At 40.2% G+C, this 24,812-nt stretch carries 27 protein-coding genes and 1 pseudogene; 24 read left to right on the forward strand and 4 right to left on the reverse strand.

Annotated features, from left to right (window positions below):
• Positions 1–1,430 (reverse strand): annotated as a pseudogene (locus ACZ42F_RS02210) (UTP--glucose-1-phosphate uridylyltransferase).
• Between the two features lie 12 nt (positions 1,431–1,442).
• The gene (locus ACZ42F_RS02215; RefSeq protein ID WP_029965618.1) at positions 1,443–2,738 is read right to left on the reverse strand and encodes an ATP-dependent 6-phosphofructokinase; all 1,296 of its coding nucleotides are present in this window, start codon (positions 2,736–2,738) and stop codon (positions 1,443–1,445) included.
• Positions 2,739–2,910: 172 nt separating this feature from the next.
• Between ACZ42F_RS02215 and ACZ42F_RS02220 the strand changes: the two genes are divergently transcribed.
• The 19 genes from ACZ42F_RS02220 (at position 2,911) to ACZ42F_RS02310 (ending at position 19,266) form a co-directional block, all read left to right on the forward strand.
• Positions 2,911–3,357 carry an Hsp20/alpha crystallin family protein gene (locus ACZ42F_RS02220; protein ID WP_029965617.1) on the forward strand — a complete coding sequence of 149 codons (447 nt, stop codon included), beginning with the start codon at positions 2,911–2,913 and terminating at the stop codon, positions 3,355–3,357.
• 16 nt (positions 3,358–3,373) lie between these two features.
• Positions 3,374–4,225: a zinc metalloprotease HtpX gene (gene htpX, locus ACZ42F_RS02225; RefSeq protein ID WP_029965616.1), complete on the forward strand. Its 852-nt coding sequence runs from the start codon at positions 3,374–3,376 to the stop codon at positions 4,223–4,225.
• Positions 4,218–5,549: a trypsin-like peptidase domain-containing protein gene (locus ACZ42F_RS02230; RefSeq protein WP_029965615.1), complete on the forward strand. Its 1,332-nt coding sequence runs from the start codon at positions 4,218–4,220 to the stop codon at positions 5,547–5,549. The genes htpX and ACZ42F_RS02230 overlap by 8 nt, the downstream gene beginning before the upstream one ends.
• Positions 5,550–5,750: 201 nt before the next feature.
• Positions 5,751–6,227: an RsbRD N-terminal domain-containing protein gene (locus tag ACZ42F_RS02235; RefSeq protein WP_464280293.1), complete on the forward strand. Its 477-nt coding sequence runs from the start codon at positions 5,751–5,753 to the stop codon at positions 6,225–6,227.
• Between the two features lie 31 nt (positions 6,228–6,258).
• Positions 6,259–7,281: a sulfate reduction electron transfer complex DsrMKJOP subunit DsrM gene (gene dsrM / locus ACZ42F_RS02240; RefSeq protein ID WP_035259785.1), complete on the forward strand. Its 1,023-nt coding sequence runs from the start codon at positions 6,259–6,261 to the stop codon at positions 7,279–7,281.
• A gap of 5 nt (positions 7,282–7,286) precedes the next feature.
• A complete protein-coding gene (dsrK, locus tag ACZ42F_RS02245; protein ID WP_029965612.1) occupies positions 7,287–8,903 on the forward strand; it encodes a sulfate reduction electron transfer complex DsrMKJOP subunit DsrK in 1,617 nt (538 codons plus the stop codon).
• Positions 8,904–8,906: 3 nt separating this feature from the next.
• Entirely contained in the window at positions 8,907–9,290 is a 384-nt protein-coding gene (dsrJ, locus tag ACZ42F_RS02250) for a sulfate reduction electron transfer complex DsrMKJOP subunit DsrJ (RefSeq protein WP_464279579.1), read from the forward strand.
• Positions 9,290–10,039: a sulfate reduction electron transfer complex DsrMKJOP subunit DsrO gene (gene dsrO / locus ACZ42F_RS02255; protein WP_464279580.1), complete on the forward strand. Its 750-nt coding sequence runs from the start codon at positions 9,290–9,292 to the stop codon at positions 10,037–10,039. The genes dsrJ and dsrO overlap by 1 nt, the downstream gene beginning before the upstream one ends.
• 13 nt (positions 10,040–10,052) lie before the next feature.
• Positions 10,053–11,210: a sulfate reduction electron transfer complex DsrMKJOP subunit DsrP gene (dsrP, locus tag ACZ42F_RS02260; RefSeq protein WP_464279581.1), complete on the forward strand. Its 1,158-nt coding sequence runs from the start codon at positions 10,053–10,055 to the stop codon at positions 11,208–11,210.
• An 86-nt stretch (positions 11,211–11,296) separates the two neighbouring features.
• A complete protein-coding gene (locus tag ACZ42F_RS02265) occupies positions 11,297–11,488 on the forward strand; it encodes a ferredoxin (RefSeq protein ID WP_464279582.1) in 192 nt (63 codons plus the stop codon).
• Positions 11,489–11,583: 95 nt separating this feature from the next.
• Positions 11,584–12,291 (forward strand): YkgJ family cysteine cluster protein, encoded by a 708-nt coding sequence (locus ACZ42F_RS02270; RefSeq protein WP_464279583.1) that lies wholly within the window; start codon positions 11,584–11,586, stop codon positions 12,289–12,291.
• Between the two features lie 16 nt (positions 12,292–12,307).
• Positions 12,308–12,661 carry a hypothetical protein gene (locus ACZ42F_RS02275; RefSeq protein ID WP_464279584.1) on the forward strand — a complete coding sequence of 118 codons (354 nt, stop codon included), beginning with the start codon at positions 12,308–12,310 and terminating at the stop codon, positions 12,659–12,661.
• Between the two features lie 37 nt (positions 12,662–12,698).
• Positions 12,699–13,319 (forward strand): tetratricopeptide repeat protein, encoded by a 621-nt coding sequence (locus ACZ42F_RS02280; protein WP_464279585.1) that lies wholly within the window; start codon positions 12,699–12,701, stop codon positions 13,317–13,319.
• A gap of 159 nt (positions 13,320–13,478) precedes the next feature.
• Positions 13,479–14,801, forward strand: a complete 1,323-nt coding sequence (gene dsrA, locus ACZ42F_RS02285; protein ID WP_464279586.1) for a dissimilatory-type sulfite reductase subunit alpha — start codon at positions 13,479–13,481, stop codon at positions 14,799–14,801.
• Positions 14,802–14,858: 57 nt separating this feature from the next.
• The gene (gene dsrB / locus ACZ42F_RS02290; RefSeq protein WP_464279587.1) at positions 14,859–16,022 is read left to right on the forward strand and encodes a dissimilatory-type sulfite reductase subunit beta; all 1,164 of its coding nucleotides are present in this window, start codon (positions 14,859–14,861) and stop codon (positions 16,020–16,022) included.
• A 58-nt stretch (positions 16,023–16,080) separates the two neighbouring features.
• Positions 16,081–16,323 carry a dissimilatory sulfite reductase D family protein gene (locus tag ACZ42F_RS02295; protein WP_464279588.1) on the forward strand — a complete coding sequence of 81 codons (243 nt, stop codon included), beginning with the start codon at positions 16,081–16,083 and terminating at the stop codon, positions 16,321–16,323.
• A gap of 51 nt (positions 16,324–16,374) precedes the next feature.
• Positions 16,375–17,793, forward strand: coding sequence for a cobyrinate a,c-diamide synthase (locus ACZ42F_RS02300; protein WP_464279589.1), 1,419 nt, complete (start codon positions 16,375–16,377; stop codon positions 17,791–17,793).
• A 6-nt stretch (positions 17,794–17,799) separates the two neighbouring features.
• Positions 17,800–18,921, forward strand: a complete 1,122-nt coding sequence (locus tag ACZ42F_RS02305; protein ID WP_464279590.1) for a DNA methyltransferase — start codon at positions 17,800–17,802, stop codon at positions 18,919–18,921.
• Positions 18,922–19,002: 81 nt separating this feature from the next.
• Positions 19,003–19,266: a hypothetical protein gene (locus ACZ42F_RS02310; RefSeq protein ID WP_464279591.1), complete on the forward strand. Its 264-nt coding sequence runs from the start codon at positions 19,003–19,005 to the stop codon at positions 19,264–19,266.
• 21 nt (positions 19,267–19,287) lie between these two features.
• Here ACZ42F_RS02310 and ACZ42F_RS02315 read toward each other — a convergent pair whose 3' ends face one another.
• Both ACZ42F_RS02315 and ACZ42F_RS02320 read right to left on the reverse strand, forming a co-directional pair.
• A complete protein-coding gene (locus ACZ42F_RS02315) occupies positions 19,288–19,803 on the reverse strand; it encodes a glycosyltransferase family 9 protein (protein ID WP_464280294.1) in 516 nt (171 codons plus the stop codon).
• Positions 19,695–20,201, reverse strand: a complete 507-nt coding sequence (locus ACZ42F_RS02320; protein WP_464279592.1) for a glycosyltransferase family protein — start codon at positions 20,199–20,201, stop codon at positions 19,695–19,697. Before ACZ42F_RS02320 ends, ACZ42F_RS02315 begins: the two co-directional genes overlap by 109 nt.
• A 20-nt stretch (positions 20,202–20,221) precedes the next feature.
• On the opposite strand from ACZ42F_RS02320, the gene ACZ42F_RS02325 reads away from it, so the two are divergent.
• The 5 genes from ACZ42F_RS02325 to ACZ42F_RS02345 are packed head-to-tail and all read left to right on the forward strand — an operon-like array spanning position 20,222 to position 24,800.
• The gene (locus ACZ42F_RS02325) at positions 20,222–20,668 is read left to right on the forward strand and encodes an NUDIX domain-containing protein (RefSeq protein WP_464279593.1); all 447 of its coding nucleotides are present in this window, start codon (positions 20,222–20,224) and stop codon (positions 20,666–20,668) included.
• Positions 20,669–20,671: 3 nt separating this feature from the next.
• Positions 20,672–21,568 (forward strand): ROK family protein, encoded by an 897-nt coding sequence (locus ACZ42F_RS02330; protein WP_464279594.1) that lies wholly within the window; start codon positions 20,672–20,674, stop codon positions 21,566–21,568.
• Positions 21,569–21,572: 4 nt separating this feature from the next.
• Complete coding sequence (pdxA, locus tag ACZ42F_RS02335; protein WP_464279595.1) at positions 21,573–22,559, forward strand: 4-hydroxythreonine-4-phosphate dehydrogenase PdxA; 987 nt, start codon at positions 21,573–21,575, stop codon at positions 22,557–22,559.
• Positions 22,560–22,589: 30 nt separating this feature from the next.
• Entirely contained in the window at positions 22,590–23,141 is a 552-nt protein-coding gene (locus ACZ42F_RS02340) for a helix-turn-helix domain-containing protein (protein WP_464279596.1), read from the forward strand.
• A 15-nt stretch (positions 23,142–23,156) separates the two neighbouring features.
• Entirely contained in the window at positions 23,157–24,800 is a 1,644-nt protein-coding gene (locus ACZ42F_RS02345; RefSeq protein WP_464279597.1) for an AMP-binding protein, read from the forward strand.
• Positions 24,801–24,812: the final 12 nt, after the last annotated feature.

The raw sequence follows: 24,812 nt of genomic DNA on the forward strand, positions 1-24,812 counted from the left end.
TTAAAATATTATTTCTCCTTCCAGTATCTTATTTTCCAAGAATACTTGTTGTTGAGTGGTATTTTTTAGGTTTACCTTTCCTTTAAATGTGATATTTTCTCCAAACTTAAAATCTCCTTCAACCTTGATTTGACTGCAATTTTCTATTTTTACAGGAGAAGTAAAACGCTGCTCAAAGTCTTTGAAATTGGCGTAAAACTGTGGGTCCAGTTCAATAAGAGGCACGCATTTTTGTTTTTGATTAACTACAATATTGGCCTGCTCGTCTACCAAATAACAGTTGGAACGGATTAAAAGTAAATCACTGGTGGTTTTAACAGGAGAAAATCTGGTTCTGGGTACTACTAAAGCTTCTGCCCCATCAAAGGCAGAGATGGCTGAGCCAATGGCTGTTTCCAGTTGAATCACTCTGGGAGTGTTCTGGTCTTCAGGGTCTAAAGTCTTTTCATTGATAATAAGGTCCAGGGGCATGAGTTTGTGCCTGATAAACACTTCCCGTATTTTTTTCAGGTTGAGCCACAGGGAATTGGTATTAAAAAAGGAGTAGAGGTTGATATCCTGGAATTCTTCTTTTTCATTGCTGGGACACTGGGCAACCTCCCGTAGAGCCAGGCGGTAATTTTTTAGAAGCCTGCAAAGATGCCCTCCTTTTTTATCCAAAGCAGTCCTCTTGGTTACTTCCATAAGAAAGGAGAGCTTTTCTTCCACCAAATAGCCTAAAATTTCTGGAGCAATGGTTGCTCCCAGGTTGTCGCAATTGGAAACAAAGGCGTATTTATAGCCTTTTTCTAGCAGGGTATCCAGGAGTTTGGTGGTAACCAGGGCCGTGTAAAAATCTCCATGCCCTGGTGGATTCCACTCCAGATTGGGATTGGCTGGATATTTTACAGGCGTTAAGTCCTTTTCAGAATTCTAGGATATTTGTGCTGAACAAAGCTTGGGGGAAGCTCAGCTGGATTTAAGTCATCAGGCAAATATTTACTGCTTTCTTGATGAGTGTAAAAACTGTTCATAAAAATTAGGGGCAATTTTATGTTGTAGTGAGAACGCAAATTTTCTACTTGTTCCAGAATTATTTCTATAAAGTTTTTGTTGTTTTTAGCTTTAACCAGACCTTTAGGAATTTTTAAGCCCATACTCGTACCCAGGCCCCCGTTTAATTTAAAAATCACCAGTTTTTTTAATTTTTTTTCACCTAGAGAGCGGTACTTTTTTATCTGGGAAAGGGTTTTAAGTTCACTTTCTTTAATGGGAAGGATTTCTTTTTTGGTAAGTTTACCCTGGCTTCCATAGAGCAATTGGGAAAAATAACACTTGAAAAGATTAATGACAATGGGCGGTAGATTGTGCGCTTCCATCTTAAGGGCAAAGGGTTTGAAATAGGTGGCCAGTTCTGTTCTGGGGTCAGTAATACAGTCCATTGAAGTCATTTCTTTCTCCTTTTAGAGCATTTTAGCTGGTTGTCCTGTAGAAGATAGTACAGCACTCCAATAGTTGGAATCTGGATTGAGTTTCCTTCTTTTTTGGGTAACTAAAGAAATGGGCAGGTAGATGTAGCGGTCTTGGAGTTTGCTTACCAGCATGTTGGTGCGTCCGCTCATGCCTGCATGTACAGCGTGCTGGCCTAAAAACCCGCAATATACCCGGTCATTGGCATTGGCCGGAATAGAGCGAATGATATAGCTGGGGTCGATGTATTTTAAGGTATAGGGAATGTTTTTACTGGCAAAATATTTTTTTATTTCTTCCTTTATAACCTGGCAGATATCTCCCAGGATTTTATTGCCAGAAGGATCTGTTCCCAGGTCCTGAAAAAGTTCTTGGCCTGCGCCTTCAGCAACTACAATTACAGCATGTCCGCGCTTTTTTAATCTTTTTTCTAAATTTACCAGAAGGCCATTTTCTCCATGCAGGCTAAAGGGTACTTCTGGGATGAGGACAAAGTTTACTTCCTTTAGGGCTAGAGTTGCCTGGGCAGCAATAAAACCAGATTCTCTACCCATGAGCTTGACTATGCCAATGCCGTTGGGAGCACCCATGGCTTCTGTATGGGCGCAGCGAATGGCTTCAGTGGCCTTTTCCACTGCTGTGTCAAAACCAAAGGTTTTAGAGACCAGGTGAATGTCGTTATCAATGGTTTTAGGTACACCAATTACGCTTATTTTTAAATTTCTCTTTTTTATTTCCTGGAAAATGGCTCTGGCTGCTTTCATGGTGCCATCACCACCAATCATAAATAAAATGTTTATATTTAACCTTTCCAGGCTATCTACAATTTCTTCTACTGGCTGATGGCCACGAGAAGAGCCCAAAATGGTCCCCCCAAACTCGTGGATTTCACTGACTACATCAGGAGTTAGCTCCACAAGCTCGTGTCCATACTGGGGAATAAGCCCCTGGAGTCCGTATTTTATGCCCACTACCGAGGCTACTTTGTAATTATGATAACAGGTCATCACAATGGAGCGAATTACATCGTTTATGCCTGGACACAGTCCGCCACAGGTTACAATGGCACACTTGGTTTTGGGAGCATCAAAGTAGATTTTTTCCCTTGGCCCTGCTTCTTCACAGACGATTTCCTCTGGCCCTTCTCCCTTTTCGTCTAACAGTTCTCTGGGAATGGGCAGGGTTAGTTTTTTATCTTCAGGAATAAATCTACAACTAGCCAGAGGTGAAGGTATTTTAGCTGGTCCCAAAACTTCTACCAGGGCATTTAATCTCTTTTTTTGAGCCATGTTTTTCCTCCCAGGGGTTAAAATCTAAGTTATTTAAATAAAGGGATTAAAAAAAAATAGCAAGGACTAAACAAAGAAAGAGTCTTTTCTATTGACACCTCTAGCCAGGTGTTTAAAGTTTTATAAAGTTTTTTGTTTAATTTTTAAAGTAAGTTAAGAGGAGAGGTTGATAATGGCCAAACTTATTTTAAACCCCTGGTTAGAGCTACAGGATATGCGAGATGAGATTTTAAAACTCATGGAAGCCATAGAGGATGTTCCCTCCAAACAAAAGGAAAGGGATATTTATGGAGTGTGGAAGCCTGTAGCTGATGTTTACGAAGTAGAAGATGGTTTTGTAATTGAAATAGAAGTGCCAGGAATCAGTGAGGATAAGATTAACCTGGAATTAAAGGGCAGTGAACTTAGGATTTACGGAGAAAGGCGTCTGGAAAAGGATGTGAGTGGTAGTGAGTATCACCTGCTGGAACGCTCCTATGGACCTTTTGTCCGTAAGTTTACCCTGCCTGACTATGTGGAAAAGGATAAAATAAGCGCCAGGCTAAAAGATGGAGTCCTGGTTATTACTTTACCCAAGAAAAAAGACTTACAGCGCAATATTAAGATAGAAGTAAAATAGGAGGTGCAAAAGAAAAATGCGTAATCAACTAAAAACTCTTATTTTTCTTTCTTTACTTACTGGTCTTTTACTTCTGTTTGGTCAACTTATAGGAGGAAGACAGGGTTTAATTATTGCCTTTATCTTTTCTTTACTTATGAATGTGGGAAGTTATTGGTTTAGTGATAAACTGGTGCTGGCCATGTATGGGGCTAAAGAAGTGGCTTATGAGGATGCTCCTTTTTTACACCAGATAGTAGAAGAATTGGCCAGAAATGCAGGTATTCCCAAGCCCCGCATTTATATTACCCCTCAAGAAATACCCAATGCCTTTGCCACAGGTAGAAATCCCCAAAATGGAGTGGTGGCTGTAACTGAGGGCATTTTACGCTTGCTTTCTCCAGAAGAGTTAAAGGGAGTTTTGGCCCATGAAATAGGTCATATTAAAAATAGAGATATCTTGATTCAGACCATTGCTGCTACCATTGCTGGAGTTATTATGTTTGTGGCCAATATGGTGAAATGGGCTGCTTTTTTGGGTTTTGGTGGAAGGGATGAAGAAGAAGGAAGTAATCCCATAGTAGCTTTGGTCCTGGCCATAATTGCTCCCATTGCAGCTACTTTGATTCAACTGGCTATTTCTCGTTCCAGAGAGTATCTGGCAGATGAAACAGGTGCTAAATTAAGTGGCAATCCAGAGTACCTGGCCAGAGCTTTGGAAAAGCTGGATGCTTATTCCAGGGGCATGGTGGCAGGAGATATCAATCCAGCTACAGCCCATATGTTTATCGTCAATCCCTTAAGCGGAAGTAGCTTGCTGAACCTGTTTAGCACTCATCCACCCATTGCAGAGAGAGTAAGAAGACTCAGGGAAATGCGTTATGTTTAAACTTAGATTGGGGTTAATTGTTTTTCTGGGGATTTTGCAGTTTAGTACTCTGGTCTTAGCTAGGGAAAATCCTCGCCTTACTCCAGTGGTAAAAGCCATTGAAAAAACTGCTCCTGGAGTAGTGAATGTCTATACGCAAAAAATAGAGGAAAGGAGTTTTAATCCCTTTGACTCCTTCTTGGGCAACCCTTTCTGGGAGGAACTGTGGCCAGAGTTTAAGCAGAGGGTTCAAACCCAGAGCCTGGGCTCTGGGTTTATTGTGGATGCTAAAAATAGATATGTGTTAACCAATGCGCATGTAATAGAAGGTGGGACCAGTATTAAAGTTCGACTTTTGGACGGAAGAGAGTTTGAAGCAGATCTGGTGGGTTCTGACCCTGACTTTGACCTAGCTATTTTACGCTTAAAGGGAAAGGGAGAGATACCTCAGGTAACCCTGGGTAATTCTGAGGATATTCTCATTGGGGAAACAGTTATTGCCATTGGCAATCCCTATGGCTTTGGGCATACTGTAACTACAGGAGTGGTTTCAGCTTTAAAGCGCAGTATTCGTACCCAGGAAGGTATTTTTACTGACTTTATTCAAACTGATGCACCCATAAATCCTGGTAATAGTGGTGGTCCCTTAATCAATATTTTAGGTGAAGTAATAGGAATAAACACGGCTATTTATAAAAATGCCCAGGGGATTGGCTTTGCTATTCCCATCAACAAGGCCAAAAGGGCTATTCAGGAGCTTTTGCAAAGAGGTTATGTGCAACCTGTTTGGCTTGGAGTAAGTGGCCAAAATTTAACCCCTCAAATTGCTGCTTATCTGGGCTTAAAAGAGGTAAGGGGGCTTTTGCTTACAGAAGTTTATCCTCAAAAGCCAGCAGACCTGGCTGGTCTTAAGCCTGGAGATGTGCTGTTGCAAATAAATTCCTACCTAATCGAAGATAAAGACCAGTATATTGACCTGCTGCGTAACTTTACTTCCCTGGAGAAAGTGAAGTTAAAGGTATGGCGCAAGGGTAAGACATTTTCTCTATCTACTTCCCTGGCTCCTTTTAGTCAAAAAGAAGCCCTGGAACTTTTAGCTAAAAGATGGGGATTTGGAGTGAGGGAAAGTGGGGATAAAAGTCTGGTGGTAGAGCAGGTTTTCCCAAGGTCTCCTGCTAGTAGGTTAGGCTTACAGCCTGGGGATGTATTATTAAAAATAAGTGGAGTTAGAATTAAAACTCAGGAAGAATTGGCTTTGCTTTTCAGCAGGTTGCGTTTAAAAAATACAGTTTTGCTTTTGGTTTTGCGGGGGGATAGGGCCTATTATGTGCGTTTGAGAATTTAAATGCTTTTTTTAGATATGGGCAGATTAAAGGCCAGGGGAAACAAGTTTCCTCTGGCTTTTTTCTTTTGTTAAGTTTTTCTCAAATTGTCTTGACGATGAAGCCAGGCTAGTTTATTAACCCTTTCCAATCTGGCGCCATTAAAACCTTGGGAGTATCAATTAGATGAAATTTTATTCTTTGCTGAAAGAAAAGAAAAAAGCATTTTAAATGAATGGTTTGACGACCTGTTAAGTAGTTATCCTGAAGAGTCTGCCCAGTTTTTTCGTTCCAATCCCAATCAGTTTACCAATCCTGTAGGCAATACCTTTCGTCTAAATTTAGAAAAAATTTTTGATGAATTACTCTGTGAGAAGTGTTCAGAAAAACTTCCTGAATATGTAGATGCTATTGTACGCATTAGGTCTTTACAGAGTTTTGCGCCTTCTATGGCCTTGATTTTTGTTTTTTCCTTAAAAAAAGTGGTTTGGCAAAATTTAAGGTCAGAGATAAAAAAACATAATCTTTATGAAGAATATTACACCTTTGTAAATAAATTAGATGAACTAATAGGCTTGGCCTTTGACCTTTATATGCAGTGCAGAGAGCAAGTTTGGAGTCAAAAGTCTAATTATATGAACTCTAGGGTGCATAAGCTCTTGGAAAGAGCTGGTCTTATAAAAGAGGTTGGGGAGTTGTAAAAAAATTAAAACGTAAGAGGGGTATTGGTAAATGAAAGCGATTTATTCACTCTTCCTGGTCTTTGCTTTGGTTCTCATTGCCCTAATTGGGGCAGGAGGGCTCGGCCTGCATTATTTTTTTGGGGTGATTGTCCCTTATGTGGCCGTGCTCTTTTTTGTGGTAGGTTTTATTTTAAGGGTTGTGCGTTGGGGTAAGTCTCCTGTTCCCTTTAGGATTCCCACAACTGCTGGGCAGGAGTTTTCTTTGCCCTGGATTAAACAAAACAAAATAGACAACCCTTCTACTACCTTGGGTGTTGTTTTGAGAATGTTTTTTGAAGTGGTGTTGTTTAGATCACTTTTTAGAAACACCAAGGTAGAACTTCATGACGGGCCCAAGTTGGCCTATGCTTCTTCCAAGTGGCTTTGGCTTTTTGCCTTGCTTTTTCATTATTCTTTCTTGACTATTTTTGTAAGACACATGCGTTTCTTTACTGAACCTGTGCCTGCCTTGTTTCAGTGGGTAGACAAGGTAGATGGATTACTTCAAATTGGAGCACCCACACTTTATATGACTGATGTGGTGATTTTAGTTGCCCTTATGTATCTACTTTTAAGGCGTATTTGTGTGGCCAAGATTAGATATATTTCTTTGCCCGCAGATTATTTTCCTCTTTTCTTGATTTTAGGTATTGCTGTTTCTGGTATTATGATGCGCTATTTTGTAAAGACAGATGTTGTAGCTATTAAAGAGCTTACCATGGGATTGGTTACCTTTCATCCCACGATACCTGAAAGTGTAGGCACTATTTTTTATATTCATGTATTTTTGGTCTCTATCTTGCTAATTTACTTTCCAATAAGTAAGTTAATGCACATGGGCGGGGTATTTTTAAGTCCTACTCGTAATCTGGCCAACAACAGTAGAATGAAAAGGCATATTAATCCCTGGAATTATCCTGTTAAGGTTCATACTTATGAAGCTTATGAAGATGAATTTAGAGAAAAAATGGTTGAGGCTGGGTTACCTGTAGAAAAACCTTTAGAAGAACAGCCATCTGAAAGTAAGGAGTAGTACCTATGGCTCTACCAAATGCAAGAAAATTATTTTCTCAAATTTCCCACAGGATGCCCAAAAGAGAATGGATGGACATTCCTGTGGAAATTAAACCAGGTCGTTATTGTTATCCTGCTAACCCCAAAAGCCTTGAAACTGTGGGCATGCCCCATGCCAGGCAGTGGAGTCCTCTGGATGAGGATTGGAAACTGCCTGAAAACTGGATGGAAATTGTAAGACAGGGCATGAAGGAGCGTTTGGAAAAGTTTCGTTCCTTCAAGGTCTTTATGGATATTTGTGTGCGCTGTGGCGCATGTGCTGACAAGTGTCACTATTTTATTGGTACAGGCGATCCCAAAAACATGCCTGTACTCAGGGCTGAGCTTTTCCGCTCCATTTATAGAGGTGAATTTACCAAGGCAGGTAAGATTTTAGGCCGTTTTGCTGGGGCAAGAAAGCTTACTGAAGAAGTTATTAAAGAGTGGTGGTATTATTTGTATCAATGTTCTGAATGTCGCCGCTGTTCTCTGTTCTGCCCCTATGGTATTGACCAGGCAGAAATAACCATTATTGGCCGTGAGCTTACCAATCTTTTAGGCTTGAATACAGACTGGATTGCCACTCCTGCTGCCAATTGTTACCGTACTGGTAACCATCTGGGTATTCAGCCCCATGCCTTTAAGGAAATGCTGGAATTCTTCTGTGATGACATAGAAGAGATTACTGGTATCAGGCCTGAGCCCAGTTTTAATAAAAAGGGAGCAGATATCCTTTTTATCACTCCTTCTGGAGATGTTTTTGCTGACCCAGGTACCTATACCTGTATGGGGTATTTGATGCTCTTCCATTACCTAAAGGAAGAATATGGCTTAGAAGTAACCTGGAGTACTTATGCTTCTGAAGGTGGAAACTTTGGTTTCTTTACCTCCCATGAGATGATGAAACGCTTAAATGCCAAGATGTATATGGAGGCCAAGCGTTTGGGGGTAAAATGGATTTTGGGTGGTGAATGTGGACACATGTGGAGAGTAATTCACCAGTACATGGATACCATGAATGGTCCTGCTGATTTTCTGGAGGAGCCAGTAAATCCCATTACTGGCACTAAGTTTGAAAATGCCAAGTCCACCAAGATGGTTCATATTACTGAATTTACTGCTGATTTGATTAAACACGGTAAATTAAAACTGGATAAGAGTCGCAATGACAATCTTATCGTAACCTTCCATGATTCCTGTAATCCTTCTAGAGGTATGGGACTTTTTGAAGAGCCTCGTTATGTAATTAAGAGTGTATGTAATAACTTTTATGACATGCCTGAAAATACTATTCGGGAGCAGACCTTCTGTTGTGGAAGTGGTGCTGGTTTAAATGCAGGTGAGATTGAAGAGCTTAGGTTTTTAGGAGGTCTTCCCAGGGCCAATGCAGTAAAACACGTACATGAAAAATATGGGGTCAACATGCTTGCCTGTATTTGTGCTATAGACAGAGCGGCTTTGCCTCCTCTTATGAATTACTGGGTGCCTGAAGTGGATGTCACTGGCGTGCATGAACTGGTTGGAAATGCTTTGATTTTACCAGGCGAGCAAGAAAGAGAAACCAATTTGAGGGGAGAGCCCCTTCCTGGGAAGGAGGAGTAGAAAATGTACGATGGTGGTAAAATTATAACTGGTTTAATTATTTTTGTGGTCTTATTTACCTTTCCCTTTTGGTATAATATTGGAAGTGCTGCTTATAAACAGCCCAAATTAGAACTGCCAAAAGATGTAAAAGAATGCGTAGAAAGCAAAGAGTTTATGCGTACTGAGCATATGCAACTTTTAAATGAATGGCGTGATATGGTAGTTAGAGAACATATAAAAGACTATAAGAGTAAGTTAACTGGTAAAGAAGTAGTAATGAGTTTAACTAAGACTTGTATGAAGTGCCATGACAATAAGGCTAAGTTTTGTGATCAGTGTCATAACTCCTTGGCAGTATCTCCCTATTGTTGGGACTGCCATGTGGCACCAAAGGGGGAGAAATAATGAGAGCAAATAGAAGAAAATTCCTAAAGATAGCAGGATTAGCTACTCTGGGATGGAGTGTTTTTCCTAACCTTCTTAGAGCTTCTGAAGGAGGAGAAGGAGCAGGCCACGTTAGATGGGGGCTAGCTATTGATACGAAAAAATTAAATGACGAAGTGATGGAAAAAGCTATTGTGGCTTGTCATAAAAACCACAATGTTCCTCATATCCCAGATAAAAGAGAAATTAAGTGGCTTTGGAAGACTACCTTTCATAAAGCCTTCCCTGGGCAGATGTTAGACAATATGCATATTAGTGAGTATGCAGAAAAAGAAACTTTGGTACTTTGCAATCACTGTGATAATCCTCCTTGTGTTCGAGTCTGCCCCACTAAGGCCACCTTTAAGCGTGCAGATGGCATCACTATGATGGATTTTCATCGTTGTATTGGTTGTCGTTATTGTATGGCAGCTTGTCCTTTTGGAGCCCGTAGTTTTAACTTTTATGATCCTAAAAAGTTTTTAAAATCCGAAGAAATCACTACTCAATTTCCTACTCGAACTAAGGGTGTGGTAGAAAAATGCTTGCTTTGTTATGAGCGATTGGATGAAGGTAAAAAACCTTATTGTGTAGAGGCAGCAGAGGGAGTTATTTATTTTGGTAATCTAAATGACCCTGAGTCTGAGATTAGAAAAGTTCTAGCTGAAAGGTATGCTATTAAACGTAAACCTGAGTTGGGGACATTTCCTAGTGTGTATTACTTAATATAAGAGGGGAGAGGTCATGTTAGAAAAAGCAATTAAAGGAAGTAAGCTTTATTGGGGTTGGATTGGCCTTCTTTTACTGGGTGTAGCCACTGGCTTTTTTGCCTACACCTTTCAGATGAAAGAAGGTTTGAGCATTACTGGAATGAGCAGGGATGTTTCCTGGGGCTTTTATATTGCCCAGTTTACCTTTCTGGTTGGTGTAGCTGCTTCAGCAGTAATGATGGTTATTCCCAAGTATTTGCACCACTATCAGACCTTTGGCAGGGTGTTGATTCTGGGAGAATTTTTAGCTGTAGCAGCGGTTTCCATGTGTTTACTTTTTATTGTGGTGGACTTGGGTCAACCCCAAAGAATGCTCAATGTTCTTTTGCATCCCACTCCCAGGTCTATCCTGTTTTGGGATATGATTGTTTTAAATGGTTATCTTTTCTTAAATATTTTAATTGGTTGGGTTACCTTGCAGGCTGAAAGAAAAGGAGTTGAGCCTCCCAAATGGATTAAACCTTTTATTTACCTGTCCATTCCCTGGGCTGTTAGTATCCATACCGTGACAGCCTTTCTTTACTGTGGTCTTCCTGGCAGAGGTTTCTGGCTTACTGCTATTTTAGCTCCTAGATTTTTGGCTTCTGCTTTTGCTTCTGGTCCTGCCTTTTTGATTTTACTTTGCTATATTGTAAAGATTTTTGCCAACTGGGATCCAGGCAAAGAAGCTATTCAAAGTCTGGCCAAGATTGTTACCTATGCTATTATTACTAACCTTTTCTTCCTTTCTTTAGAAGTTTTTACTGTAGGTTATAGCCAGATTCCCGGTCACTTGCTTCACTTTAAGTATCTCTTCTTTGGTTTAGAAGGTCATGCTACCTATGCCCCCTGGATGTGGGTTTCTGTGGTTGCAGGCTTGCTGGCTGTCTTGATTTTGCTTTTTCCTCAAAACAGAAAGTCCGACAATGTCTTGGCTATGGCCTGTGTCCTGGTATTTTTGAGCACCTGGATTGATAAGGGAATGGGCATGATTTCTGGCGGTTTTGTTCCCAATCCTTTAGAAGAAGTAGTAGAGTACATTCCTACTAAGTTGGAATTGTTAATTACTTTGGGAGTTTATGCTGCTGGTTTCCTTATTTTGACCATTCTTTATAAAGTGGCTGTGGGTGTAAAAAAAGAGGTTGATGCCTAAAGTTTTCATTGACACAAAGAAACTTTCTACTTTAAAAGTAGTAAGTTTCTTTAACTAAACAAAAACTATTTTTGGAGGTTTTTACAATGGCATGGAAGGTAACTGTAGACGTTGATAAGTGTGTAGGCGATGGCGAATGCGTAGATGTTTGCCCTGTTGAAGTTTACGAACTTCAAGATGGCAAGGCCGTTCCTGTAAATGAAGAGGAATGCCTTGGTTGTGAGTCTTGCGTAGAAGTTTGTGAATCTGGTGCTATTACTGTAGAAGAGATTGACTAATACTTCTTTTAGGGCTTCCCTAAAAGGATTTTAGGGAAGCCCTTCCTTTTCTCTGTCTGGAAAAATCTTTTTTAAATAAAAGTTGGGAGTTGGTGATGGATTTTGATTTTACCCCTTATTTTTCTCGTTATGAAGAAATATTAAAGGGGTTGGATAAGATTTTTGTTAAGGTAAAAGAAGAGTATTCGCAGGAAGTTAAATGCGCTGAAGGATGTTGTGATTGCTGTTATGCCTTGTTTGATTTACACCTTGTAGAAGCATTATACTTAAATCATCATTTTAAGCAATTAACCACAGAAAAAAGAAATAAAATTTTAATAGAAGCAGATAAAGCGGATCGAAAAATACATAAAATTAAAAGAATGGCTTTTAAAATGCAAAAAGGTGGTGCTTCTGAGGAAGAAATTTTTGCAGAAGTTGGAAAGCAAAAGGTAAAATGTCCTTTATTAAACGAAGAAAATAAATGTGAACTTTATGCATATAGACCTGCCACTTGCAGGGTATATGGTATTCCTTTGAATATATATGGGAAGGCTCACTCCTGTTCTCTATCTGGATTTGAAGGTGGAAAGCAATATCCTACTGTACATATGGAAAAAATTTATCAAAGTTTGTTTTTGTTAAGCCAAGAAATTGTGCAAAATTTAAATACCAAATACACAGCTTTACATACTGTTTTAGTACCGGTATCCATGGCTTTATTGACAGAATATGATGCTAATTATCTTGGGATTATCAGGTCTAAAGATAAACATTTAGAGTCTGAAACGGAAAAAAGATTACTCCAGGAGTTTGGACTTTAGGGGAGCAGGAAGAAAAATGATAGATTATGTTGAACTTACTCCTGAACAAGAAGAACAAAAGAGAGCTATTTATAATTCTTTGTCTGAAAGAAGAAAGCGTTTTATAGACCGCATTGGTTATGATAAATGGAATCCTTTTCAAGAACCAAAGGATCCCAGAAAAGTAAAAAGAGATGTTACCAGAAGAACCGTTAAGCAGCTTTTTGATGAGTTTTTAATGGAAACAAATACAGAAGAGGAAAGTAATGCCTTTAAGCAAGGTGTTTTGGAAATATGTAGAGGCTTAGTAAATAGAGACGAAAAGATAAAGGGAATGTATTCCTTTTGTATTTGGTATTGTGAATTGTTGAAAAAGAAGGAAAAAGTTTAGATGATGACGAATTTTAATAATGTAAAAGGAGCTAAAAATGAATATTGATGAATATATTGAGGATTTACAGCTAAAGATAGCCAAGAGCCCTGATTGTGCTATTCATCATTACAACCTCGGAGTTGCTTATTTAAGTAAAAGGGAATTCGAACGGGCTAAAGATGCTTTTAAAAATGCTATTATGTGTAGTTCAGAAATGGCAGAAGCCTATGTACAGTTAGGTGGTATTGCCATGCATGAAGGTGATTTGGATAGTTGTTATATGTATAATAAAAAAGCAAGTGAGATTAGACCACGCTTTGCTGTACCTTATGGTAATATGGGGTTTATTTATTTACAAAAGGGAGAAATAGATAAGGCTATAAAAATTTTGAAACGAGCTATTTCTTTGGATCCAAAGTTTGTGCAAGCTTATACAACGCTTTCTAGTGCCTATCTGATAGATGGAGATGTAGAAAGATGTATTGAACATGCTACCAAGGCTATAGAATTACAACCCATGTTTGGCCCTGCTTACAATAACCTGGGGTTAGCTTATATGGAAAAACAAGAATATGAAAAGGCTAAAGAGTATTTTACAAAGGCCCAGGAAACAGGTTATGAAGTGGCTCCAGAGGTCTTGGCTGACTTAGAAGAAGCTTTAAAAAATAAAGTCTAACCTTTTATTTTAGATTGACAAATAAAAATTATTGTGGGAAAAATCACAAAGTGAATCTAGATTTGTGGATGTGTCCCTTTTGATTTTATAAACAAAGGGATTTAGGTTATAGGTGGGAATTTAAAAAAGGTATTAACCACTATTTTAAGGAGGATTGAAATGCCTAAACATGAAACCCCATTGTTGGATCAGCTGGAAAGCGGTCCATGGCCAAGCTTTGTCTCTGAGATTAAGAGACAATCTGAGTTCAGGCACAAAAATGCCGAAGCAATGGAAAAGGCAGGTAAGCCCTATCAGATTCCTGTAGATGTTTGTGATGATCTGTTGGGCGTATTGGAAATGTCTTATGAAGATGGTACCACTCACTGGAAGCATGGTGGTATCGTAGGTGTATTTGGTTACGGTGGTGGTGTTATTGGTCGTTATTGCGACCAGCCAGAAAAGTTTCCTGGTGTTGCTCACTTCCATACCATTCGTGTGAACCAGCCTGCAGGTAAGTACTATACTACTGAATACTTGAGACAAATTTGTGATTTGTGGGATTTTAGAGGATCCGGTCTTACCAATATGCACGGTTCCACTGGTGATATTGTTTTGCTGGGTACCAGAACTGAGCAATTGGAAGAAATTTTTGGTACTTTGACTCACGAACTGAATCAGGACTTAGGTGGTTCTGGTTCTAACTTGAGGACACCTGCTTGTTGTCTGGGTGAATCTCGCTGTGAATGGGCTTGTTATGACACTCAAGAGCTTTGCTATCAGCTCACCATGGAGTATCAGGACGAGCTGCACAGACCTGCTTTCCCCTACAAGTTTAAGTTTAAATTCGATGGTTGCCCCATGGGTTGCGTAGCTTCTATTGCTCGTGCTGATATGTCTTTTATTGGTATTTGGAGAGATGCTATCAAGATTGATCAAGAAGCAGTTGCTGCCTATATTGGTGGTGAATTAAAGCCCAATGCTGGCGCTCATGAAGATAGCGCTCCTTTTGATATTCAAAAGGAAGTTATTGATCTTTGTCCTACTCAGTGTATGTGGATTGAAGATGGCAAGCTCATGATTGACAACAAAGAATGTAATCGTTGTATGCATTGTATCAGGGTAATGCCCAGAGCTCTTAGAATTGGTGATGATAGAGGACTTGCTATTTTCTGCGGTGCTAAAGCTCCTATCTTGGATGGTGCTCAGATGGGCTCCTTATTGGTACCTTTTATCAAGGTAGAGCCTCCTTATGATGAAATCAAAGAAGTTATTGAAAATGTTTGGGATTGGTGGATGGAAGAAGGTAAGAACCGTGAGCGTCTTGGTGAATTGATGAAGAGACAGGGCTTGCAGAAACTCCTGGAAGTTACTGGTATCAAGCCCATGCCTCAGCACGTTCAGGAGCCAAGACACAATCCTTACATCTTCTGGAAAGAAGAAGAAGTACCTGGCGGTTGGCAGCGTGATATTAACGAATATAGAAAACTCCATCCCAGATAATAGATATTGTTTCGGGTTGGTTGGTTAATTTAAAGAGAAAATAATAGGAGGTTTAAAATGACCTTTGTTCCTTCTGGATATTACAATCCTGATAAGCCCATGGAAGGCAGAATTACTGATATCGGTCCCAGATATTATGCCGATTTTCTGCCTCCAGTTATTAAGAAAAATAAGGGTAAATGGTTGTGGCATGAAATTATTGAGCCAGGCATTTTAATGCACAAGGCTGAAAGTGGTGATGAAGTTTACACTGTTCGCTGTGGTTCTCCTCGTTTACTTAGTGTGGAGACCATTAGAGAGCTTTGTGATATAGCTGACCAATATTGTGGTGGCTATCTTCGTTTTACCACCAGAAACAATGTTGAGTTTATGGTGGAAAGCCTGGAACAAGCCAGAAAACTCAAAGAAGAATTAAATTCTCGCAAGCATCCTGGTGGAAGTTATAAGTTCCCTGTTGGTGGAACCGGTGCTGGTATTACCAACATCGTTCATACCCAGGGTTGGATTCACTGTCATACTCCTGCTTCTGATGCTTCTGGTACTGTAAAGGTAGTAATGGACGAACTTTTTGAAGAATTCCAGAGAATGAGACTTCCTGCTCAGCTCCGTATCTCCATGGCATGTTGTCTTAACATGTGCGGTGCTGTACACTGTTCTGACATTGCTATTTTGGGTTATCACAGAAAGCCACCTATCATTGACCATGAATGGTTGGAAAACTTGTGTGAGATTCCTTTGGCTGTAGCAGCTTGTCCTACTGGTGCTATTCGTCCTACCAAGACCAAAATCACCACAGCAGCTGGAGAAGAAAAGGAAGTAAAGACTGTTGCCATTAAGCAAGAAAGATGTATGTTCTGTGGTAACTGCTACACCATGTGTCCTTGCTTGCCTCTTTCTGACAAGGAAGGCGACGGTTTAGTTATTATGGCTGGTGGTAAGCTTTCCAACTGTATTTCTGCTCCCAAGTTCTCCAAAGTAGTTGTGGCTTTTATCCCCAATAATACTCCTCGTTGGCCTGAACTTGCTCAGACCATGCGCAAGTTGGTTGATACCTATGCCAAACATGCTAAAAAGTATGAGCGTTTTGGTGATTGGGCTGAGAGAATTGGTTGGGAAAGATTCTTTGAACTTTGCGAACTAGAGTTTACTCACCACTTGATTGATGACTTCCGTGATCCTGCTTACTATACTTGGAGACATACTACTCAGTTCAAGTTTTAATTGATTATTCATCAGGCGCCCTTTAAAAAGGGCGCCTAAACCATAAAGGGGTTTGGTTATGGAGAAAGCTGAAGCTAAACAAGCTATTTTAGATTTTTTAGAATCTAAAAAAGGTAGCAAGACCAAGTTTTATTTTAATGATTTTACCAAACTTTTACCTGATATGAAGAGCAGGGAAGTTAAAAAACTTTTAACTGAACTGGTGAACGAAGGTAAGTTGGAATTCTGGTCCAGTGGCAGCACTACCATGTATGGTTTGGCTGGTGCTGGTAAGCAGCATGCTACTGAAGAGGGAGAATAATTTTTTCTCTACCTGCTTGAAGGTAGAAGTTTAAGGGCAGGTAGAGGATAAATGGGTTTTCCGCGTTTTTTGCTTGCTGGCCTTAAAGGTGGCTCAGGGAAAACCCTGGTAAGCCTGGGGATTGGCAAGCTTTTAAGAGAAAAAGGTTATAAGGTTAAGGCCTTTAAAAAGGGTCCAGATTATATAGATGCCAAGTGGCTGAGTTTAGCTGTTGGTGAAAAGGCATTTAATCTGGACCCTTTTTTGTTTCCCAGGGAAAAGGTCAAGAGCTTATTTTTCAGCTTTGCCTCTCACTTTGACCTGGCTTTAGTGGAAGGCAATCGGGGCTTATTTGACGGCAAGGATATTCAGGGTAGCTTCTCCACTGCTGAGCTGTCCAGGTTGCTTAATTTACCGGTAATTGTGGTAGCTGATTGCACCAAAGTCACTAGGACCATGGCTGCCATTGTTCTGGGTCTCAAGTCCTTTGAGCCAGGTTTAAATCTGGCTGGCATAATTTTAAACCAAACAGCAGGACCAAGGCACAGGCAGATTTTAAGAGAAAGTATTGAATATTACACTGATGTTCCAGTACTGGGAGCATTACCTAAACTTAAAAAAAATCCCATTCCAGAAAGGCACATGGGATTAGTTTCCGACCAGGAATATGACTTAGAAATAGAAGAAGTTTTTAGCAACTTGGCCAGGATAATAGCTGAAAATGTGGATGTGGAAAGGGTTTTAGAAATAGCCAATACTGGAGATGATGTTGATTCTGTTTTGGCTGTAGAGCCTTTGGATTTTACTCCTAGCTCTATAAAAATAGTAGATATTGGGGTAATGTTGGATAAGGCCTTTTGGTTTTATTATGAAGAAAATTTGCGACTTCTGGAAAAACACGGTGCTAAACTACATTATTTAAGCATTGTGGAGCCAGAGAACTGGCCTGAACTAGATGGATTATACCTTGGAGGAGGTTTTCCAGAAACTCTGGCCTTTCAAATTGCCAAAAATAAAGAAAAGCTAGCTTTGGTAAAAGAAATGGCTGAAAAGGGCCTTCCCATTTATGCAGAATGTGGTGGGCTTATGCTCCTGGGGAAAGAGCTTAATTTTGCTGAAAAGACCTATCCTTTGAGTAATGTTTTTCCTCTGGAGATAAGGGTAGAAAAAAAACCCAAGGGTCATGGGTATGTAGAAGGAGAGATTATTCTTCCCAATCCCTATTTTCCTGTAGGATATCGTTTAAGTGGACATGAGTTTCACTATTCCCATTGTCCAAAAGTTAGAGAAGCCAGGTATGCTTTGCGTCTGAATAGGGGAGTTGGAATTTGTAAGGGATTGGATGGCCTGGTGTATAAAAATGTCTTTGCTGCCTATACCCATATTCATGCCCTGGGACATCCTTTGTGGGCAGAAAATTTTGTTTTAGCTGCGAAAAAGTTTAGACAATTAAAAAAAGAATCAGTGCAAATACCTCCCTTTGTAGTTTAAAAATTCATGAATAAACCTCAGCTTGTCTGGCTAGATAAGGGAAAAGAAACCTTTCTGGATTTAAACCAATATGACTTTGTTCCTGTGGAAAAATATGGTCCAGGAGATAACAAACTTTATCTGGGAGATAATCTGGTTCTACTCAAATATCTTTTGGAAAATAAGCAAAAAGTAGATTTAATTTACATTGACCCTCCCTTTGCAACTAACTCCAGGTTTTTCTTAAAAAGAAGTATTGGTGAAGCTGGCTATAATCATAAAAAGGGGGTTTTTAAGTTCCCCTGTTATGAAGATATCTGGCAAGAAGGCCTTGGTTCTTACCTTTCCATGCTCTACGAGCGCTTGAAATATATGCACCAAATCCTAAGGGAAAGTGGTAGCATTTATGTGCATGTGGATTTTAGAGTAAGTGCTTATGTTCGCCTATTGTTAGACGAAATTTTTGGAGAGGAAAACTTTATCAATGAAATAATCTGGTTTTACAAGACTGGGGGGGTGCCAGAAAAAATAGGGTTTAGTAAAAAACACGATACAATCTTTTTCTATGCCAGGGATAAAAAAAAGACCTATTGGTCACCTCAAAAGGAAAAGTCTTATTTAAAACATAAATACGGCTTTTCCAATATTTCCATAGAAGAAGATGAACAGGGAAAATATACCTGGGTTTATTGTAGGGATGTCTTTGATATTCCAGCCCTTAGAGGCAACCAGCCTGAGCGTCTGGAATATGCAACCCAGAAACCAGAAGAACTCTTAAAGAGGATAATTCTGGCTTCAAGTAAGCCTAAAGATGTGGTTGCAGACTTTTTTTGTGGCTCAGGCACTACTCTGGCAGTGGCCCAGAAACTAGAGAGAAAATGGATTGGTTGCGATTGTGGTAAATGGCCTATACATGTGTGTAGAAAACGCTTGCTGGGTATAGAAAAGAGCAACTTTTCTCTGTTAAAAATTGTTAAAAAGCAAGAGAAAAAGGCAGGTTTAGTTAAAGAAAATAACTCTAAAATAACAGATTTTTGTTCTAAAAAAGACCAAAAGACAGGTCAAAATTGTCCCCAGGTTTTAACTCTGGTTAGTTTTTTCAAAAAAATGACTTTTTTCTGGAAGAAAAAAGATATTTTTACAAACTAAAATGGATTGCTTAAAACCAGATAAAAAAACTCAAGAAAGCTTAAAGCAGGTGGAGTTTAATCTTTTTTTCAGGGAAAAAGCGTGGCTGTGGAATTGATAAACCTGGTGTATTTTTCTTTAGAAAAGACAAAAATTACCCTTCAACACTGGTCAGATTGGGTGGATTTTTGGGCAGTGGGAAGATGTAAACAGGACTATTTTGAGCCTTTGTGGTATTCTTTTCGCACTCGTTTTCAAAGAAAATTAGTGCTAAAAACTTCCTTTTTGTCTTTAGAAAATTTGGAAAATTTGGGAATAAAAGTGATTACTTTTGAACCCAGAGAATATTTATTCAGGCTGGGTTAACCTATTTTTTTGTCTTTATTTCTAACTAAATTTACTAGTTTTTTTGAGTAAAGTTAAAGTTTTTTGAAAAACTTCCTCTACTTTGATTGCTTTTAAACACCTGGGTTTAGAACAAGTTATCTGGGCTGTTGCTGAACAGGGCGCACAGGAGAGAGGAGACTTTAAAACCTCGCTTTGTTCTGGCTTCCAGATTAAGGAGTTAGTTGGTCCAAAAAGAGTAAGAGTTGGAATCTCCAATAGTCCGGCCAGATGTAAGGGGCCAGCATCATTGCCAATAACCAGAAGTGCTTGCTGCAGGGTGTTGATTAAATCTTCCAGGGAGTTAAGGGTTAAAATATTGGAAAGAGAAGCAGGGCCGTAAAGTTCTTGCTCTACAGGGCCAAAGATGAGAAAAGTGGGCAAATAGGTTTTGAGTTTTTCGCTTAATTTTACATAGTTTTCCAAGGGCCAATTTTTGGCTCTATGGCCTGAGCCTGGAAAGAGGAGAATTTTTTCTTTTTTGGGGGGTACAAATTCCTTTTTAAGGGAGCCTTCCAGTTTTTTGACCAGGGGAGGTTTAATTTTTGCAATTGTTCTTTTAAAAAGGACCTTACTGGTTTGGGATGGTTTTCATCTACCAGGTAAAGATAAAAGATATTGGGATGAGAAAAGGTTATCCTGGACCTGGTACTTATTTTAAACCAGAATATAAGACTTTTTTCCAGTTCTTCTGGGTAGTTGTCTTTAAAGAGTTCCAGTAAAAGCCTGGCTTTCGCAGAAGGTAAAGAGGGTATATTTAACTTTTTAAACCAAAAAGTATGTTGACTTTTTCCCCACCAATAGATTGAACTTGGCCTAAAATGTTGCTGGATACTGATGATTGCGGGCAAGGAGAGAAGAAAATCTCCCAGTGCTCCCTGGTGAATGATTATAATTTCAGAATAGGATGAAAACATTTTTTTAAAAGGGTTTTCCTATGCAATTTAAAGTCAAATGTCCTAAGTGTGGAGAAGAAGTAATAAAATATCGCAACCCCTTCCCCACTGTAAATGTCATCGTCTTTGTCCCTCCCTATAGCATTGTGCTTATTGAACGCAAGAATCCACCTTTAGGGTGGGCCTTGCCTGGAGGCTTTGTGGATTATGGAGAAAGAGTGGAAGCTGCAGCCAGGCGAGAAGTAAAGGAAGAAACAGGCCTGGAAGTGAGTTTGCTCTCTTTGCTGGGGGTTTATTCTGAGCCTACGAGGGACCCTCGCTTTCATACCTTAAGCACGGTTTTTGTAGGTATAGCCAAAGATATTTCCATGTTGCAGGCAGGAGATGATGCAGGCAAGGCCAAAATCTTTTCGCTGGACAACTTGCCTCCTTTGGCCTTTGACCACGCCAAAATCATCGCTGATTTTAAAGCAACCCTTAAACTTTAATCCATGTTTATCTGTCTGGATTTAGGTGGAACCCATTTGCGTGGAGCTTGTTTTAGCCAGGGAAAACTGGGGCCAGTACTTCTAACAGAGCACGGGCAAAGCCTTTCTGGTCTAAAACAGGCCTTGCTGGAAATGATTGAGACTCTGGCTAGAGGAAAGGAAATAAAGGCCCTGGGTATTGCTAGTGCAGGGCCTTTTTTACGCAAAGCCAGGGTGTTTTTAACCCCTCCCAATCTTCCCTATCTTCAAGGTTTTGCTGTGGGTAAATTTTTAGCAGAACATTTTCATTTTCCTTTGCTTTTAGAAAATGATGCCCAGGCAGCAGCTTTAGGAGAAGTGCATTTTGGCTGTCTTAAAGGCGCTCAAAATGCCTTGGTACTCACTCTGGGTACAGGCCTGGGAAGTGGAATTGTACTTAAGGGAAAGTTATTTAGGGCAAACCTGGAAACCGGGCCAGAACTGGGGCATCTTTTTTGGGGTGGCTTAGATAGGTGTGGTTGTGGGAAAAGAGGTTGTATTGAAACCTTACTTCAGGCCAGGGCACTTTTAAACCTTGCCAGCAAAGAGGGATTAAACCTTGCTCAGGTGAAAGATTTGACTCCCTTACTGGAGAAAAAGGAACCCAGGGCCTGGAGGGTAATGAAAGGTTATGGGCAAACCCTGGGAACTTTTTTAGCTGAGATGGTTCAGTTATTTGGTTTTGAAGACATAGCTTTAAGTGGTGGTATTAGTTATCTGGGCAAGTATTTTTTGCCTTTTGTCCAGGAAACTTTAGAAAATAGGTTAAAATCTAGAGTGGAATTAAAACCCAGGAGGTTGGTTTTAAGTGAAAATCCAGAGCAAAGTGGTCTCTGGGGAATGGCCTATTTGTTAACTAAAACCTTTAACCCTGAGGAGTAAGGACATGGCTTTTTTTTATACCCTGGGCGATCCTGCTGGCCTGGGTCCAGAACTGGTGGTGCGTTTTTACCAGGAAAGGGCAAAAGAAATCCCTTTGCCCCTGGTTATGGTGGGCCTGGAAGAAGCTCTCTGGTTTCATGCCCAACATTTTGCTGTTCCCAAGTTCTGGCGAAAAATTACCTCTTTAAAAGAAGTAAAAGAAAAGGGGATTTTTTTGTTGGAGCCCCAATTTTCTTTAGAGCCCAACTTTATTCCTGGCCGGGGAACTCTGGAATCTGGCTTAATAGCAGGAGAAAGCCTTACTCTTGCCTGCAGGTTGTTAAAGGAAGACCCCAGCCATATTTTAATTACAGGCCCCTTAAATAAGGCCAGGTTGCAGGAGGCTGGTTTTTTATTTCCCGGGCATACGGAATTTTTGGCCAATTTCTGGGACAAGGCTGAAGATGAAGTATGTATGCATTTTTGGAGTAAGAGCTTTAGCTTGAGCCTGGTTACCACACATCCACCCTTGAAAGAAGTAGCTGGTCTGATTACAGAAAAGAGAATTTTAAATGCCTTGCAGCTTACCTGGGATTTTATGCAAAAGAGGGGTCTTACAGAAGAATCCATTGGCGTGTGTGGATTAAATCCTCATGCTGGAGAAGAGGGTAAAATTGGAGAGGAAGAGGTAGAGATTATTGCTCCAGCCCTGGAAAAGGCCCTGGGCCTGGGTATAAATTGTCAGGGACCTTTTCCTGCAGATACCCTGTTTCATCGGGCTTTAAAGGGAGAGTTTAAGGTGATTTTAGCCATGTATCATGACCAGGGGCTGGCTCCTTTAAAGCTTTTGCATTTTGGAGAATGTGTGAATATAACCCTGGGGCTGCCTATTTTAAGGCTTTCAGTAGATCATGGAACTGGCTATGACCTCGTGGGCACAGGAAAAGCTAAATTGACTAGTTTAAAGGAGGCTTTTAATCTGGCACTCCAGTTAAAACTAGGTCTAGATTAATTCAATCTAAGAGTAAAAAGGAGAGGTAAGGTGAAGGAAAAGATTTATGTAGAGATTGCCAAAAGGCTAAGAGGGCTGCGGGATGCTCTGGATTTAAGTGTGCAGGATTTGGCTGCGAAGACAGGGTTTACAGTGGAAGAAATTGAAAACTACGAGCGCGGGGATAGGGAAATACCGGTTAGTTTTTTACATGAAGTGGCCAAAGCCTGCGGCGTGGATTTGACTGTGCTTATTTCTGGAGCAGAAGCCCATTTACAGAATTATTCTCTGGTCAAAAAAGGAAAAGGTTTAAGTGTCGAAAGAAGAAAGGATTATGACTATAAAAGTCTGGCTTATAAATTTATTGGCCGCAGAATGGAGCCTTTTTTGATTAAGGTAAGGCCTAAAAAGGAAGAAGAACTTAGTTTTAACTCCCATCCAGGCCAGGAATTTATTTACATGTTAAAGGGAAAACTGGAGATAAGTCTGGAAGATAAGAAGATTGTTTTAGAACCAGGAGATAGTTTTTATTTCTCTTCACGCATTCCTCATGCCTTAAGGGCGTTGGAAGGAGAAGCTGAATTTTTAGATGTGATTATCTAGGGGAGGAAAGGAATAATGTTTAAAAAGGAAAAGTACAATAGTTATGAGGAATTTGTAAAAGGATTTAAAGTAGAAGTACCAGAGAATTTTAATTTTGCCTTTGATGTGATGGACAGGCTGGCCAAGGAAACTCCTGATGATTTGGCCATGATTCACATTGATGATGACAAAAAGCGCAGAGATTATAGCTTTGCTTTTTTTGCCCGGGAATCAGCTAAACTGGCCAATGGTTTAAAAAAACTGGGATTAAAAAAAGGCGATAGGGTAATGGTTATCCTCTATCGCAAGGTGGAATTCTGGATTACCATGCTGGCCTTGCACAAACTGGGAGCAGTGGCTGTACCCTCTCCTTCTTTGTTAACTCCCAAGGATATTATTTTTCGGGTAAACTTTGCCCGCATTAAGGGCGTAATTGTGGATGAAAGTATTGTACCCAAGATTGAGGAGGCCAAGGGCGAATGTCCCAGCCTGGAAATGTTTGTTGTAGCTGGGGAAAAACCTTCTGGGGCCTGGACCAGTCTGGCAGAGATAAGTGCTACTGAAAGTGAAAACTTTAATCCCACCCAGAAGCCAGGTGGAAAAGATACCTTACTTATTTTCTTTTCTTCTGGAACTACCGGGCTTCCTAAAATGGTTGAGCACGACCACACCTATCCCTTGGGACATATTACCACAGCCTTTTATTGGCATGACCTGGAACCAGGAGATATTCACTTAACTGTTGCAGATACTGGTTGGGGCAAGGCTGTTTGGGGAAAGTTTTATGGCCAGTGGATGGCCAGGGCCGTAGTTTTTGTCTATGACTATCGGGGTAAATTTAGTCCCAGTGATTTGCTAGAGGTCATAAGTGAACATAAAGTAAGCACCTTTTGTGCTCCGCCTACGGTATATCGTTTTTTGGTGCGGGAAGATTTAAGTAAATATGACCTTTCCAGTTTACGACACTGTACTACTGCTGGCGAACTGTTAAACGACAGTGTTTTTCACACCTGGAAAGAAGTTTTGGGACTACCCATTTATGAAGGCTATGGTCAGACTGAAACCACTTTGCAGATAGCCACCTTTCCCTTTATGGAAGCCAAGCCTGGTTCCATTGGCAAGCCTTCTCCTGGCTGGGATATTGTGCTTTTAAATGAAGAGGGAGAAGAGGTTTTGCCAGGGGAAGAAGGAGAGATTTGCGTACGTTTGGACAAAGGCTATCCTCTGGGATTGTTTCGAGGTTATCTGGATGAACCAGAAAAGACAGCCAAGGTGGTGAAAAACGGTTTTTATCACACAGGAGACAAGGCCTGGATGGACGAAGACGGTTATTTCTGGTTTTTAGGCAGGGTGGATGACCTTATAAAGAGTTCTGGCTATAGGATTGGCCCCTTTGAAGTGGAAAGTGCTTTGATTACTCATCCCGCAGTAGTGGAAGCAGCTGTTACAGGCGTGCCTGACCCTGTGCGTGGACAGGCAGTAAAGGCTACTATTGTCCTGGCTCCTGGTTACGAACCTTCAGAAGAACTTACCAAAGACATTCAAAACCATGTTAAAAAGGTAACTGCTCCTTACAAGTATCCCAGGATTGTGGAATATGTGAAAGAGTTGCCTAAAACCATTAGTGGCAAAATAAAAATGGCAGAAATTAGGGCTAAGGACCAGGAAAAATACAAGTAACCTAGCAAAATT

Source organism: Desulfonauticus autotrophicus, from assembly GCF_055381725.1.

What these genes read in the sequence shown, in the direction of transcription:
- dsrP (WP_464279581.1), top strand. Translation starts at nt 10,053, where the DNA reads ATGTTAGAAAAAGCAATTAAAGGAAGTAAGCTTTATTGGGGTTGGATT.
- pdxA (WP_464279595.1), top strand. Translation starts at nt 21,573, where the DNA reads ATGGCTTTTTTTTATACCCTGGGCGATCCTGCTGGCCTGGGTCCAGAA.
- ACZ42F_RS02280 (WP_464279585.1), top strand. Translation starts at nt 12,699, where the DNA reads ATGAATATTGATGAATATATTGAGGATTTACAGCTAAAGATAGCCAAG.
- ACZ42F_RS02275 (WP_464279584.1), top strand. Translation starts at nt 12,308, where the DNA reads ATGATAGATTATGTTGAACTTACTCCTGAACAAGAAGAACAAAAGAGA.
- ACZ42F_RS02330 (WP_464279594.1), top strand. Translation starts at nt 20,672, where the DNA reads ATGTTTATCTGTCTGGATTTAGGTGGAACCCATTTGCGTGGAGCTTGT.
- dsrJ (WP_464279579.1), top strand. Translation starts at nt 8,907, where the DNA reads ATGTACGATGGTGGTAAAATTATAACTGGTTTAATTATTTTTGTGGTC.
- dsrO (WP_464279580.1), top strand. Translation starts at nt 9,290, where the DNA reads ATGAGAGCAAATAGAAGAAAATTCCTAAAGATAGCAGGATTAGCTACT.
- ACZ42F_RS02230 (WP_029965615.1), top strand. Translation starts at nt 4,218, where the DNA reads ATGTTTAAACTTAGATTGGGGTTAATTGTTTTTCTGGGGATTTTGCAG.
- dsrK (WP_029965612.1), top strand. Translation starts at nt 7,287, where the DNA reads ATGGCTCTACCAAATGCAAGAAAATTATTTTCTCAAATTTCCCACAGG.
- ACZ42F_RS02220 (WP_029965617.1), top strand. Translation starts at nt 2,911, where the DNA reads ATGGCCAAACTTATTTTAAACCCCTGGTTAGAGCTACAGGATATGCGA.
- ACZ42F_RS02295 (WP_464279588.1), top strand. Translation starts at nt 16,081, where the DNA reads ATGGAGAAAGCTGAAGCTAAACAAGCTATTTTAGATTTTTTAGAATCT.
- htpX (WP_029965616.1), top strand. Translation starts at nt 3,374, where the DNA reads ATGCGTAATCAACTAAAAACTCTTATTTTTCTTTCTTTACTTACTGGT.
- ACZ42F_RS02305 (WP_464279590.1), top strand. Translation starts at nt 17,800, where the DNA reads ATGAATAAACCTCAGCTTGTCTGGCTAGATAAGGGAAAAGAAACCTTT.
- ACZ42F_RS02265 (WP_464279582.1), top strand. Translation starts at nt 11,297, where the DNA reads ATGGCATGGAAGGTAACTGTAGACGTTGATAAGTGTGTAGGCGATGGC.
- ACZ42F_RS02325 (WP_464279593.1), top strand. Translation starts at nt 20,222, where the DNA reads ATGCAATTTAAAGTCAAATGTCCTAAGTGTGGAGAAGAAGTAATAAAA.
- ACZ42F_RS02320 (WP_464279592.1), bottom strand. Translation starts at nt 20,201, where the DNA reads ATGTTTTCATCCTATTCTGAAATTATAATCATTCACCAGGGAGCACTG.
- dsrA (WP_464279586.1), top strand. Translation starts at nt 13,479, where the DNA reads ATGCCTAAACATGAAACCCCATTGTTGGATCAGCTGGAAAGCGGTCCA.
- dsrM (WP_035259785.1), top strand. Translation starts at nt 6,259, where the DNA reads ATGAAAGCGATTTATTCACTCTTCCTGGTCTTTGCTTTGGTTCTCATT.
- dsrB (WP_464279587.1), top strand. Translation starts at nt 14,859, where the DNA reads ATGACCTTTGTTCCTTCTGGATATTACAATCCTGATAAGCCCATGGAA.
- ACZ42F_RS02345 (WP_464279597.1), top strand. Translation starts at nt 23,157, where the DNA reads ATGTTTAAAAAGGAAAAGTACAATAGTTATGAGGAATTTGTAAAAGGA.
- ACZ42F_RS02270 (WP_464279583.1), top strand. Translation starts at nt 11,584, where the DNA reads ATGGATTTTGATTTTACCCCTTATTTTTCTCGTTATGAAGAAATATTA.
- ACZ42F_RS02300 (WP_464279589.1), top strand. Translation starts at nt 16,375, where the DNA reads ATGGGTTTTCCGCGTTTTTTGCTTGCTGGCCTTAAAGGTGGCTCAGGG.
- ACZ42F_RS02215 (WP_029965618.1), bottom strand. Translation starts at nt 2,738, where the DNA reads ATGGCTCAAAAAAAGAGATTAAATGCCCTGGTAGAAGTTTTGGGACCA.